This window comes from Streptomyces cacaoi, assembly GCF_006539165.1.
Taxonomy (GTDB): domain Bacteria; phylum Actinomycetota; class Actinomycetes; order Streptomycetales; family Streptomycetaceae; genus Streptomyces; species Streptomyces cacaoi.
This window is the reverse complement of record NZ_BJMM01000024.1, coordinates 71,040-83,652: the sequence shown is the minus strand read 5'-3', so window position 1 is coordinate 83,652 and position 12,613 is coordinate 71,040. Positions and strand designations below refer to the sequence as shown.

10 protein-coding genes are annotated in these 12,613 nt (G+C 73.0%); 5 read left to right on the top strand and 5 right to left on the bottom strand.

Going from position 1 to position 12,613, the window contains the following annotated elements; genetic code table 11:
- Nucleotides 1–14: 14 nt before the first annotated feature.
- The 3 genes from SCA03_RS21700 to SCA03_RS21690 form a co-directional block, all read right to left on the bottom strand.
- Nucleotides 15–917, bottom strand: coding sequence for a DNA-3-methyladenine glycosylase family protein (locus SCA03_RS21700; protein WP_086814501.1), 903 nt, complete (start codon nucleotides 915–917; stop codon nucleotides 15–17).
- A 452-nt stretch (nucleotides 918–1,369) separates the two neighbouring features.
- Complete coding sequence (gene manB / locus SCA03_RS21695; RefSeq protein ID WP_030889563.1) at nucleotides 1,370–2,452, bottom strand: mannose-1-phosphate guanylyltransferase; 1,083 nt, start codon at nucleotides 2,450–2,452, stop codon at nucleotides 1,370–1,372.
- A gap of 169 nt (nucleotides 2,453–2,621) precedes the next feature.
- Nucleotides 2,622–4,031: an N-acetylmuramoyl-L-alanine amidase gene (locus SCA03_RS21690; RefSeq protein ID WP_086814868.1), complete on the bottom strand. Its 1,410-nt coding sequence runs from the start codon at nucleotides 4,029–4,031 to the stop codon at nucleotides 2,622–2,624.
- A 115-nt stretch (nucleotides 4,032–4,146) separates the two neighbouring features.
- Here SCA03_RS21690 and SCA03_RS21685 point away from each other — a divergent pair, with 115 nt between their 5' ends.
- The 3 genes from SCA03_RS21685 (at nucleotide 4,147) to SCA03_RS21675 (ending at nucleotide 9,178) form a co-directional block, all read left to right on the top strand.
- Nucleotides 4,147–4,902, top strand: coding sequence for a TIGR03089 family protein (locus SCA03_RS21685; RefSeq protein WP_086814867.1), 756 nt, complete (start codon nucleotides 4,147–4,149; stop codon nucleotides 4,900–4,902).
- Between the two features lie 669 nt (nucleotides 4,903–5,571).
- Nucleotides 5,572–7,386 (top strand): LCP family protein, encoded by a 1,815-nt coding sequence (locus SCA03_RS21680; protein WP_086814866.1) that lies wholly within the window; start codon nucleotides 5,572–5,574, stop codon nucleotides 7,384–7,386.
- A gap of 70 nt (nucleotides 7,387–7,456) precedes the next feature.
- On the top strand, nucleotides 7,457–9,178 hold the full coding sequence (locus SCA03_RS21675) for an LCP family protein (RefSeq protein ID WP_086814865.1): 1,722 nt from the start codon (nucleotides 7,457–7,459) through the stop codon (nucleotides 9,176–9,178).
- Nucleotides 9,179–9,265: 87 nt separating this feature from the next.
- Here SCA03_RS21675 and SCA03_RS21670 read toward each other — a convergent pair whose 3' ends face one another.
- Complete coding sequence (locus tag SCA03_RS21670) at nucleotides 9,266–9,880, bottom strand: TetR/AcrR family transcriptional regulator (RefSeq protein ID WP_030889578.1); 615 nt, start codon at nucleotides 9,878–9,880, stop codon at nucleotides 9,266–9,268.
- A gap of 141 nt (nucleotides 9,881–10,021) precedes the next feature.
- Between SCA03_RS21670 and SCA03_RS21665 the strand changes: the two genes are divergently transcribed.
- Entirely contained in the window at nucleotides 10,022–11,212 is a 1,191-nt protein-coding gene (locus tag SCA03_RS21665; RefSeq protein ID WP_030889581.1) for a cytochrome P450, read from the top strand.
- Between the two features lie 3 nt (nucleotides 11,213–11,215).
- Nucleotides 11,216–11,434: a ferredoxin gene (locus SCA03_RS21660; protein WP_030889584.1), complete on the top strand. Its 219-nt coding sequence runs from the start codon at nucleotides 11,216–11,218 to the stop codon at nucleotides 11,432–11,434.
- A gap of 90 nt (nucleotides 11,435–11,524) precedes the next feature.
- Here the strand turns inward: SCA03_RS21660 and SCA03_RS21655 are convergent, their stop codons facing one another.
- Complete coding sequence (locus SCA03_RS21655; RefSeq protein ID WP_030892627.1) at nucleotides 11,525–12,583, bottom strand: glycosyltransferase family 2 protein; 1,059 nt, start codon at nucleotides 12,581–12,583, stop codon at nucleotides 11,525–11,527.
- Between the last annotated feature and the right edge of the window lie 30 nt (nucleotides 12,584–12,613).

Genomic DNA, 12,613 nt, shown 5'->3' with positions numbered 1-12,613 from the left:
GGCGTGCCCTGTGCTCACAGGGCGGCGATGTCGCCGACCGGGTGGCGGGGCATGCGGCGCGGCATCCGGGGCGCGCCCAGCAGGACGAGGCGGGACGCGCGGTGGCGCTGGCCCTCGTAGGGGGCCAGGAGTTCGAGCATGCGCGCGTCGTCGGTGTCGCGGCGGCCGGTGAGCGCGTGGCCCACCAGGCGGGGCAGATGCAGATCGCCCACGGTGACGGCGTCCGGCTCGCCGTTGCTGCGCTGGAGCACCTCCGCCGCCGTCCACGGGCCGATGCCCGGTATCAGCTGGAGGCGGTGCAGCGCCGCCTCCAGATCCATGTGCGCGGCCTCCTCCATCCGGCTCGCCCGCTGGACGGCCCGCAGGATCGCCGACGAGCGCTTCTGATCGACACCCGCCCGGTGCCACTCCCAGGAGGGGACCCGCAGCCAGCCCCGCGGCTCGGGCATCACCCACAGGTTCGGGTGCGGCCCGGGGGCGCGCTCGCCGAACCGGCGCACCAGCAGCCGCCAGGCGCGGTACGCCTCCTCCGCCGTGAACTTCTGCTCCAGGACGGAGGGGATCAGGGACTCCAGCACCCGGCCGGTGCGGATCAGGCGCAGGCCCGGGTTGCGGCGGTGCGCCTCGCGGGTGACGTCGTGGTGCGGGACGAAGGCCGCGGGGTCGTCCTCCTCGCCCAGCAGGGCCGGCAGGCTCTCCAGGGCCCAGTCGGCGCCGGGGCCCCAGGCGGTGGCGGCGACCGTGCGGGCGCGCGGGGTCAGCCGGAGGGTCGCCGGGCCGAAGGGGGTGCGGGTGGCGCGCCAGATCGTGTCCGCCTCGGTGCGGTACGTCGGGTCGTACGGGCCGCGGCGCAGCACGGACAGACTGCCGTGCAGGTCGTACGGGCCCGGCGGGGACCAGGTGCGGGTCTGGGACACCCGCACAGCGTAGGAGCCGCCACCGACATCGCCGTGCCGGGGGCGAGGCGCACCGCTGAGCCCGGGCGGCGCCGAGCCGGGCCCGGAGCAGGCGCACCGCTGAGCCCGGGCGGGGCCGAGCCGGGCCCGGAGCCGGGTTTCTGCGGGACCGAGCCGTACCCGGAGCCGGGCCCGAGCGAGGCCGGACCCGAGCTGCGCCGGAGCCGGGCCCGAACCCCGGCGAAGCCGAAACCGCACCTCACTCGGGGACGGGGCCGGGCCCGAACCCCACCGGAGCCGAGCCCCGGCAGGGCCGAGCCGTAGCCGGGGCCGAGACCGAGCCGAGGCCGAACCCCGGTCGGACCGAGCCCGAGGCCGCCGGACCGGGGCCGAGCCGCGCCAAGACCGGGCCGGACCGGGGCCGGGCCGAGGCCGGAGCCCGGGGCGTGGGGGCTCGGGTCCGGCGGGGGCGGTTACTGGTCCGGGGAGAAGCGGAGGGCGTGGGAGGGGATGCGGGCGTCGCACCAGATGCGGATGCCGGAGCGCAGTTCGTTGCCGTCGCCGATCACGGCACCGTCCCCGACGACCGCGCCGTCGAGGACGGTGTCGGCGCCGATCCGGGCGCCGGCCCCGATCAGCGAGTCCCGGATACGGGCGCCGGGTGCGACGACCGCTCCGTCGAGCAGCGCGCTGCCGTCGATACGGGCGCCGGAGCCGACGGCGGCCCGGGCCCCGGCGACGCTGCCCCCGGTGAGCTTCGCGTCGCCCGCCACCTCCGCGCCGGCCAGTATCAGCCGCTCCCCGCACCGGCCGGGCACGGCGGGCGAGGGCGCACGGCCGAGGACGAGGTCGGCGGAGCCGCGGACGAAGGACTGTGGGGTGCCGAGGTCGAGCCAGTAGGTGGAGTCGACCATGCCGTGCAGGTGGGCGCCGGCGGCCAGCAGCCCGGGGAAGGTCTCGCGTTCGACGGAGACGGGGCGTCCGGCCGGGATGGTGTCGATCACGGAGCGGGTGAACACGTAGGCACCGGCGTTGATCTGGTCGGTGACGATCTCCTCCGGCGTCTGCGGCTTCTCCAGGAAGGCGCTGACGCGGCCGTCGGCTTCGGTGGGGACGAGGCCGAAGGCGCGCGGGTCGGTCACCCGGGTGAGGTGGAGGGAGACATCGGCGCCGGCCGCGGTGTGCTGGTCGACGAGGGCGCGGATGTCGAGCCCGGAGAGGATGTCGCCGTTGAAGACGAGGACGGGCTCGTCGGGGCGCGCGTGCAGCCGGGAGGCGACGTTGCGGATGGCGCCGCCGGTGCCCAGCGGCTCCTCCTCCGTCACGTACTCCAGGTGCAGACCGAGTGCGGAGCCGTCGCCGAAGTACGGCTCGAAGACCTCGGCCAGGTAGGAGGTGGCCATCACCACGTGGTCGACGCCGGCGGCGCGGGCGCGGGCCAGTTGGTGGGTGAGGAAGGGCACGCCGGCGGCCGGAACCATCGGCTTGGGGGTATTCACCGTCAGCGGACGCAGTCGGGTGCCCTTGCCCCCGACCAGAAGGATCGCTTCTGTCACGTGTGGGTCTCTGCTTCCTGCCGGGGTCCGCCAACCAGTCCTTCGGATGGCCGGCGGCCAGTGTATGCAGACGTGTACGAGCGTTCGGCCGGGCCCGTGCACGTCCCCGGGCAGGACCCACGGCGCCCGGCCGGTGCCTGACTGCCCGGCCGGTGCCGTGAGGTATCCCTCAGCGCCCCTGCTGTGCCGCGGCGTCCTGACGGATCCGCGGGAGCTTGTCGTAGAGGCGTGCGCCGGGGCACGCGGTGTCGAAACCGTCCCGGTGCCCGGAGATCGTGTGGAGCCTGACCTGGGTCCCCTTCGTGTACTTGCCGCCGCCGGAGGTCATCAGGTTCGTTCCCGCGGGGTCGACGCCACCCAGGCCGAGCCGCCACGCCGCAAGCCGTGCGACGCCGTCGAGGGCGGCGGCCGGGGGCTCGTCCTTCTCGAACGCACCGATGACCGCGATGCCTGTGCTGTTGGTGTTGAAACCGTAAGTGTGGGCCCCCATCACGGGCTTGGCCACACCTCCGGCCCGGCCCTCGTACACGGTGCCGCACTTGTCGACGAGGAAGTTGTAGCCGATGTCCCGCCACTTGCTGCTCTGCACGTGGTAGCGGTAGATACTGCGGATGATCGAGGGGGTCTGCGCGCAGTCGTAGTCGTTGTTCCCGGCCGTGTGGTGCACGAACGCGACGCGGGGCGCGCCGGTGTAGGACGCCTCGCCCTGCCGCAGACTCTCGTCGGCGCCCCAGCCCTTGCGGGTGACGATACGCGGGCGCGGGGCGAGGTGGGCGCGGCTGCTGCCGTACTCGGTCCTGGTCTGCTCCTCGGTGAGGGCGGGCAGCGCGTGCCCGGTGCGTTCCTCCTCGGCCTTCCGCGCCTGTTCGGCCTCCTTGCTCTCCTTGTTCCCCTTGCTCCCCTGGCTCTCCTTGTTCCCCTTGTCCCCCTTATTCCCCTTGCTCTCCTTGCTCTCCTTGTTCTCCTTGCTCTCCTTGCTCTCCTTGCCGGAGTTCGCGCCGGAACCGGAGTCCGAGCCGGGGCCGGGGCCCGGGTCGATCAGTTCCAGGCGCAGGCCGTCGGGCAGCCGCCGCGCGTCCGGGGCGCCGTCGCGGGTCCGCTCGGGCAGGACGCGGGCCTGGACGCCGTCCGAGGCGCCGGCCCACAACGGGGTGGTGGCGCCGCGCACTTGGCCGTCCGCCCCGCGGCCGTCCCCGGACCGGCCTGCTGCGGCGCCCGGCCGGTCGCCGGTGTGCGCGTCCAGTTCGTGCCAGCCGGACCAGCGTCCGGTTCCGGCGTCCCGGGTGCGGACCTGGACGCGTCCGTGCAGTTCGGCGTCGCCGCGCTCCCAGACGACGCCGACGAGGGAGTAGGGCCGTACCGAGCGGGCGGTGATCTCCCGGGCGGCCCGGCCGCCGCGGGGCGCGTCGCTGTGCGCCGGGGCGAAGGCGAGCGACTGCGTGCCGCCGGACGCCTCGTGCGCCGTCGTGGTCCGCGGTCCGTCGGGTGGGGCGCCGGCGGCGCCGGTCGCGTACGGGAGGGGCAGCAGCAGGGCCGCCGCACTCAGGACACCGATCGAGGTTGCACGTTTCGCACGCATGTAGTCGATCGTGGACAGATGGTGATGAACCTGTCCATTCGGGTTGGCCTGCCCGTGCGGGTGGAGGGGGCGCCCGCCCCCGGCCCCGCCCGCCGGGCCGACGTACGCTGACGCGATGAACGCCACCGACCGCACCGCCGCCGGGCTGCTGGGCTCGGCGCTCGCCGACGACCCCGCCCGTCCGCTGGTGACCTTCTACGACGACGCCACGGGCGAGCGGGTCGAGCTGTCCGTCGCCACCTTCGCCAACTGGGTGGCCAAGACGGCCAATCTGCTCCAGGACGAACTCTCCGCCGAGCCGGGCGACCGGCTGGCACTGCTGCTGCCGGCGCACTGGCAGGCCGCGGTGTGGCTGGTGGCCGGCGCCTCCGTGGGCGTCGTCACGGATCTGACCGGGGACGCCTCCGGCGCCGATCTGGTCGTCAGCGGGCCGGACACGCTGGACCAGGCGCGCGCCTGCTCCGGGGAGCGGGTGGCGCTGAGCCTGCGCCCGCTGGGCGTGCGCTTCCCGCAGCCGCCCGAGGGGTTCATGGACTACGCCGTGGAGGTCCCCGGCCAGGGCGACCGCTTCGTCCCCTACGTCCCCGTCGACCCCGAGGCTCCGGCGCTCACGCTGCCCGGCGGCGAGGAGCTGACGGCGGCCCGGGTGGTGGAGCGGGCCCGGCAGGACGCGGCGGCGCGCGGCCTGGGCGCGGGCTCGCGGCTGCTGTCGGCGCTGCCGTACGACGACTGGAACGGCATCAGCGCAGGGCTGCTCGCACCGCTGGCGTCGGGGGGTTCCGTGGTGCTGGCGCCGCGGGCCGGGCTGCTGGATGACGCCGCGCGGGACAAGCGCGCGGAGAGCGAGCGCATCACGCACACCGCGCCCTGAACACCCCGGTCGCCAGGGGGCGTACAACCCTGGGAGCCGTTCGCACGTCTGTCTTCGTGCCCGGCACACGTGCGTACAGGCCGGGTGGGCGCCGGGCCGTGGGGAATGCCGTCCCGATTCCGTCCCGATTCCCGGGCGGAACCGCCTGACTTCTCCTCGGCGCGGGCGAAATCCCCGCGCCCGGACGCGGTTTCTTACGGCGGCCGGACAACCGTACGAAACGGACAGGAACTCCGGGTTCGCTGACTCGGAGTCCGCACTCCGTAACAGAGAGCAGAAATCGGGGAATTCGCGAGACCGGGAAGGATTCGCGACGGCGGCGGGAGACCTCGCAAAGATCGCGGAGAGACCACGGAACGGAACCGTGAAGAGCGGAGAGGGGTCAGAAGAACGTGACCGGACGGAACGCGGAGCCGGGCGCCGGGGAATTCGGCGTCGACTGCCCGGCGTCCGGGCAGAGTTGGGGCAGGTCACGAGCGCACGGGAGGCCGGCGGGCGGACGGTCCGCGTCCCGTGAACGCGTCGTGGAATGCGGCGAATTGACCGGATCCCGGCTCAGGGAATGTGTCACCGGCGTCGCTAGGGGCCGAACTCGCCGGATAGTGTGAGCGCTCCGGTCGGCCCCGGAGCGGCATCTGCAGCCGGTTTCAATGGAGGACTTACGCCATCGTGGACGCGCAAGGCCGTGGGCACGCGGGAGAAGTGGATCCCGCGGATCAGTGGGTGTTCAACCCGAACACCGGCAGCTACGAGCTGCAGCTGAACCCGGTCGCCGACGACTCCCCGAGTCCGTACGGCGCCCGCCGACCCGCCGCTGCGCGCCGGAGACGATCCTCCACCCCGCAGGAGGACGCCTCCTCCGGCTCCCCCGCCGAGGTCGGGCACGATCCCCCCGGCGACCGCACGGACCGGCTCAACCAGCCCCGCGTCCCCTCGCAGCGCCGCGCCCGCCAGGAGTCCGGCTCCGGCGGCGGCAGGTCGGGGGGCGGCAGGTCCGGCGGCGGACGGACCTGCCAGGGCCCCGGCAAGGGCGGTGGCCACGGCCGGCGGAAGGCCGCCAAGCCCAAACTGACGGGCAAGCAGAAGGCGTTGCGCTGGGGCGGCGGTGTGGTCGGCTTCGCGCTGGTCGCCGGGTGCGCGGGTGCCTATGTGTTCTGGCAGCGGCTGGAAGGCAACATCAACAAGGTCGACGTCGGGATGAACAACTCGGCCGTGACCGACGGGCCGGTCAACATCCTCGTCATCGGCACCGACGCCCGCGAGGGCAAGGGCAACACCGGTTACGGCGACGCGGGCAGCGTCGGGCACGCGGACACCACGCTGCTGTTCCACGTGTCCAAGGACCGCTCGAACGCCACCGCGCTCTCCATCCCGCGCGACATGATCACCGACATCCCGAACTGCCCCACGAAGCAGGACGACGGCTCGACCAAGACCATCCCCGGCGAGCAGAGCGTCCGCTTCAACACCAGCCTCGGGCAGGCGGAGCGGGACCCGGGCTGCACCTGGCGCACGGTCGAGAAGATGACCGGGGTGAAGATCAACCACTTCATGATGGCGGACTTCAACGCCGTCAAGGAGCTGTCCACCGCGGTGGGCGGGGTCGAGGTCTGCACCGCCAAGGACATCAACGACCCGAAGTCGCATCTGAAGCTGAAGGCCGGCAAGCACGTCGTCAAGGGCGAGCAGGCGCTGGCCTTCGTCCGTACCCGGCACTCCGTCGGCTTCGGCAGCGACCTGAGCCGGATCGAGCTCCAGCAGCAGTTCCTCAGCGCGATGATCCGCAAGATGAAGTCGGGTGACACGCTCACCAACCCGTCGAAGCTGCTCGACCTGAGCGACGCCGCGACCAAGGCGCTCACCGTCGACACCGGCATCGGCAGCGTCAAGAAGCTGATGGACCTGGCGCAGGACCTGAAGCGGGTGAACACCGAGAACATCACGTTCGCCACCGTGCCGGTCGTGGACAACCCGAACGACCCGGCGACCGTCGTCATGGACAAGGCCAAGGCGGACCCGCTGTTCAAGATGGTCAGGGAAGACAAGTCCATGACCGACTCGAAGAAGAACCACAAGGACGAGCAGAAGACCGAGAAGAAGGCGAAGAAGGTTCCCGCCTCCGAGGTCGACGTCGAGGTGTGGAACGGCATGCAGGCGTCCGGTGCGGCGGCCGCGACCGCGAAGTGGCTGTCCGACAAGGGCGTGGGCAACGCCACCACGGGCGACAACGCGACGCCGCAGGAGAAGACCACGCTGGAGTTCACGCCCGACCAGGAGGGCCAGGCCGCGCGGCTGGCGCACATCATGAAGCTGCCCGGCTCGGCGCTGAAGAAGACGGCGCGCGGGGACGGCCCCGGCGGCGTCATGAAGCTGACCCTCGGCAAGGACTTCACCGGGGTCGGCGAGCCCATCAAGGCGCCCGACAAGGCGCCGGACGGCGTCCAGAAGGTCAACGCCGACGACAAGAATGTGTGTGCGAAGTAGGCACGATCGCTCCCGGCCGCCCCGCCAGGCGGCCGGGAGGAGCACCACCTGAACACGACGCGGAGGTCCCGTGCGGCAGAACGACACCCACGGCAGGCGGGCGCGCCACGGCACTCCCACGGCGGCGGAGCGTGGCTGGGACGACAGCCTGTACGAGGGCGAACCGCACGGCGGCGACGGCAGCGGGCCCGGGCCCGGCGGCTCCGGCGCGGCAGCAGACGTGTCCGCCGGCTCCTCCGGCTCCGACGGCGCCCGGGACGCCGCGGACGCCGACCCCGCCGAGGAGGGGGCGCGGCCCTCACGCAAGCGGCCCAAACGCAAGCGGCGGGTGCTGCGCTGGTCGGCGAGCATCCTCGCGCTGCTCATAGTCGGCACGGCGGGAGCGGGCTACCTCTACTACCGGCACCTCAACGGCAATCTCGGCAAGGACCAGCTCAACCTCGGCGAGCGCAAGCTCGACAAGTCCGACCCGAACGCCGAGGGCCAGACCCCGATGAACATCCTGCTGCTGGGCTCGGACTCGCGCGGTTCCGAGGAGAACATCAAGCTCGGCGGCTCACGGGCGGACCGCGACCGGCCGCCGCTCGCGGATGTGCAGATGCTGCTGCACGTCTCCGCCGACCGCAGCAACATGTCCGTCGTCTCCGTCCCCCGGGACACCAAGGCGACGATCCCCAAGTGCACCGACCCGGACGACGGGAAGGTCTACCCGGAGACGACGGACAAGATCAACACCAGCCTCCAGCACGGCGGTCCGGGCTGCACCGTGGCCACCTGGGAGGAGATGACGGGCATCCCCGTCGACCACTTCATGATGATCGACTTCGCCGGTGTGGTCTCCATGGCGGACGCCGTCGGCGGCGTGCCCGTCTGCGTCAAGGAGAACGTCCACGACCCCAAGTCCCATCTGAAACTGAAGAAGGGCTCCTCCACCATCAAGGGCGAACAGGCCCTCCAGTGGCTGCGTACCCGGCACGGCTTCGGCGACGGCACCGACATCGGCCGGGCCAAGGCCCAGCACATGTACATGAACGCGATGGTCCGCCAGCTGAAGGCCGGCACCAAGCTCACCGACCCCGGGCAGCTGCGCGGGCTCGCCGAGGCCGCCACCAAGGCGCTGACCGTCGACGAGGGCATCGGCTCCGTCAAGAAGCTCTACGACCTCGGCAACGACCTCAAGCGTGTGCCGACGAAGCGGATCACCATGGCGACCATGCCGTGGGAGTACGGGCCCAACAACTATGTGCTGCCCAAGAAGGACGACGCCGACGAGATCTTCTCGCTGGTGCGCAACGACATCGCGCTCGACGGCAAGGACAAGAAGAAGCCCCCGAAGAAGTCGCCCGAGCCGACCGATCCGTCCCGGCCGAAGGCACAGATCCCCGTCCGGGTCATGAACGGCACCGGCTCCTCCCTCCAGGCCCCGGTCACCGGCCGGGCCGGCGTCATCGCGGAGACGCTCGGGCAGCAGGGCTTCGACCAGGCCACCGCCGACCAGACCCCCAAGTCGCAGGCCGACACGACGATCACCTACGCGCAGGCCGGCCAGCGCGGGGACGCGCTCGCCGTCGCCAAGGCGCTCGGGGTGCCCGAGCGGCTCGTCAAGCACTCGTCCGCAGCGCAGGAGGTCACGCTCGTCATCGGCTCCGACTGGCGGGAGGGCTCCGCCTACCCGAAGTCGCGCGGCGGCGGCGAGGAGAAGCGGGACCGGAAGGCGCCCGAGAGCGCCGACGCGCTCAAGGGCGACGACGACTCGGCCTGCATGGACGTCAACCCCAACTACGTCTGGTGACACGCGCGTCGGCGCCCCGGCCCGCTCCCCGGGCGCCGGGCCGCCGACGCCCGACCGGAACGGCCGGACCGGCCGGACCCGCCGGACTCAGGGCTCCGGCTCCTGCCGGGGAGGCAGCTTCTCCAGCATCGTCCGGGCCGCACGCAGCACCAGATCGCACACCTCTTCCGGGTCGGCGCCGGCCAGCGCCTCCTGCCGCACCACGTTCCGCGTCAGCCCGATCCCCAGCAGCCAGGCGAGTATCAGATCCGAGCGCAGCGCGGCGTCGTCCGCGTCCGTGAGCGTGGCCAGGACGGCGGCGTACTCCTGGCCGAGCAGCCGTCCCGTCCGGGTCGCGGCGTCGCCCCCGGTGGAGCGCAGGAACGCCTCCAGCGCGCGGTCCCGGCGGGCGCCCTCGCCCACCTCGGACGCGGGCCCCGGGCCGGTGGCGAGCAGCCCGCGCAGCGCCGTCTCCAGCAGCTCCTCGGGCGGGGTCTCCCGCATTCTGCGCAGCCCCGCTATCGCGGTCACCTCGTTGAACAGCAGCTGCTTCGAGCCGAAGTAGCGGAAGAGCAGGGCCTGGTTGACGCCGGCCCGCGCCGCGATGTCGCGCACCGTCGTGCGCTCGTAGCCCCGGTCGGCGAACAGCGCCGCCGCCGCGTCCACCAGCGCGCGGCGCGTCGCCGCCGCGTCTCTTCTGCGTTCCGGCCGGTCAGCGGACATCTGTTCACCCCCCGAGGACCGCCAGGGTAGCGTCCGGCGGCCCGAACGGCCTCAACCCCGACGCCCCGACGCCCCGTTGACCGCGCCGGGAGCCCGCGCCTACCTTTTGTAAGCAGACGCTTACAACCAACTGGGGGTCAGGTGACCAGCACCGACGCCGAACCCGTGGCCTACCCGTTCAACGAAGCGACCGCCCTCACCCTCTCCGACCACTACGAGGACATCCGCGCCGCCGAGGGCCTCCCCCGGGTGCGCATGCCGTACGGCGAGACCGCCCGGCTCGTCACCCGCTACGCCGACGCCCGGCTCGTCCTCGGCGACCGCCGGTTCAGCCGCGCCGAGGCGACCCGGCACGACGCGCCCCGGCAGTCCGAGGCACAGACCATCACCGGCATCCTCAGCATGGATCCGCCGGACCACACCCGGCTGCGCACCCTCGTCGCCAAGGCGTTCACCGTGCGCCGCGTCGAGAAGCTGCGGCCGGACGTCCGCGAACTGGCCGAGGGCCTGATCCAGGACATGATCGCGGCGGGGCCGCCCGCCGACCTCGTCGAGGACTACGCGCTGCCCATCCCCGTCGGCGTCATCTGCCGGCTCCTGGGCGTGCCGGAGGCCGACCGGCCCCGGTTCCGCAAGTGGAGCGACGACGCGCTGTCCACCAGCTCGCTGACCGCCGAGGAGTTCGAGGCCAGCCGCGAGGAACTGCGCGCCTACATGGCCGACTTGATCGCCGAGCACCGGGCGCGTCCCGCCGACGACCTGATGACGGCCCTGATCGAGGCCCGCGACGCACAGGACAGGCTCTCCGAGCTGGAACTGATCGACCTGTGCGTGGGCATCCTGGTGGCCGGGCACGAGACGACGGCCAGCCAGATCCCCAACTTCCTGCACGTCCTGCTGGACCACCCCGACCAGTTCGCCCGGCTGCGGGAGGACCCCGGGCTCATACCGGGGGCCGTGGAGGAACTCCTGCGGTTCGTCCCGCTCGGCGTCGGCGCGGGCCAGCCCCGCTACGCCCTGGAGGACGTCGAGGTCGGCGGCACCCTCGTCCGGGCCGGTGAGCCCGTGCTCGTCGCCGTCGGGGCCGCCAACCGGGACGCGCTGCGCTTCGACGACGCCGGCCGGCTCGACATCGCCCGCGCCGACAACTCCCACCTCGGCTTCGGGCACGGCGTGCACCACTGCCTCGGCGCCCAACTGGCCCGCGTGGAACTCCAGGAGGCGCTGCGGGCGCTCGTCCTGCACATGCCCGGCGTGCACGTGGCCGGGGACATCGTCTGGAAGACCGAGATGCTCGTGCGTGGGCCGCGGTCCATGCCGGTGGGGTGGTGAGCGATGAGCTGGCACGTGGCCGTGGACCGCGAGGTGTGCATCGGCTCCGGGATCTGCGCGGGGACGGCGCCGGAGGCGTTCCGGCTCGACGATGACCGCTCGCACCCCGTCGCCGCCGAGATCGAGCCGGACGAGACCGTGCTCGACGCCGCCGACTCCTGCCCGGTGCTGGCCATCACCGTCCACTCCGCCACCGGGGAGGAGTTGGGGCCGCGCCCCTGACCCACCGCCTCGGGCGGGCCCCCTCACCGGAGGCGGGGCCCGCCCGGGACCTCCCGCGGCGCCCACCCGGGCTTGCCGCGGCCGGGAACCTCAGCGCGCCGCCGGGGCCGGGGCCGGCCTGCGGGAGGCGATGACCTTGCGGGCCAGCTTCCTGGGGCTGGTGAGGAAGCCCCAGCCCCAGGACATGTGCATGGTGGCCAGCGCGACGGGGATCTGCGCCCGGGCCTTGAGCGGCAGCCCCTTCCCCGCCGGCAGCGACCCGGCCACGACGGCGGCGAGGTACCCGCCCGGCACGACGAAGCCCCACGGGGTGACGGCGGCGCCCACGACGACGCCCGCCGCGATCGCGCACACCGCGGCCGGCGGCGCGAGATAGCGCAGATTGATGGACCCGGAGTGGTACCGGGCCACCACGTGCCGCCAACGCCCGTAGTTGCGGTACTGCTTGGCGAGCGCCCGCACACTCGGCCGCGGCCGGTAGGACACCCGCAGCTCCGGCGAGAACCAGACGAGCCCGCCGGCCTCCCGGATGCGGTAGTTCAGCTCCCAGTCCTGCGCGCGGATGAACTCCACGTTGTAGCCGCCCTGTTGCTCCAGCACCTCGCGCCGGAAGACCCCGAGGTAGACGGTCTCCGCCGCGCCCGCCTGACCACCGGTGTGGAAGGCGGCGTTGCCCACACCGATCTTCGACGTCATGGCGGCGGCGACGGCGTGCTCCCAGTCGTTCTCGCCCTCGGCGTGCATGACACCGCCGACGTTCGCCGCGCCCGTCTCCTCCAGGAGCCGCACGGCGGTGGCGATGTAGTCCGGCGAGAGCATCCCGTGCCCGTCGACACGGACCACCACGGGGTGGGAGGACGCCTCGATCGCGGCGTTCAGCCCGGCCGGGGTGCGCCCCGTCGGATTGGCCACGGTGCGCACCCGGGGATCCTCGGCCGCCAGCTGAGCGGCGATCTCGTCGGTGCGGTCCTCGGAGGGGCCGAGAGCGATGACGATCTCCAGCTCTCCGGCGTACTCCTGCTGGAGGATGTGCCGCACGGAGCTGCGCAGATAGCGCTCCTCGTTGAGCACCGGCATGATCACGGAGACGGCGGGCGCTGCGGCGCCGGCCGCCGGGTCCGGGGAGGGGGTTTCGGTCTCGCGGGTCACGGCGCTCACGTTACCGCTATCGGGGGACCC

Bases quoted from the DNA above. Each gene is read 5' to 3' on its own strand.
- SCA03_RS21690 (WP_086814868.1), bottom strand. From the start codon at position 4,031: ATGCGTGCGAAACGTGCAACCTCGATCGGTGTCCTGAGTGCGGCGGCC.
- SCA03_RS21685 (WP_086814867.1), top strand. From the start codon at position 4,147: ATGAACGCCACCGACCGCACCGCCGCCGGGCTGCTGGGCTCGGCGCTC.
- SCA03_RS21660 (WP_030889584.1), top strand. From the start codon at position 11,216: ATGAGCTGGCACGTGGCCGTGGACCGCGAGGTGTGCATCGGCTCCGGG.
- SCA03_RS21670 (WP_030889578.1), bottom strand. From the start codon at position 9,880: ATGTCCGCTGACCGGCCGGAACGCAGAAGAGACGCGGCGGCGACGCGC.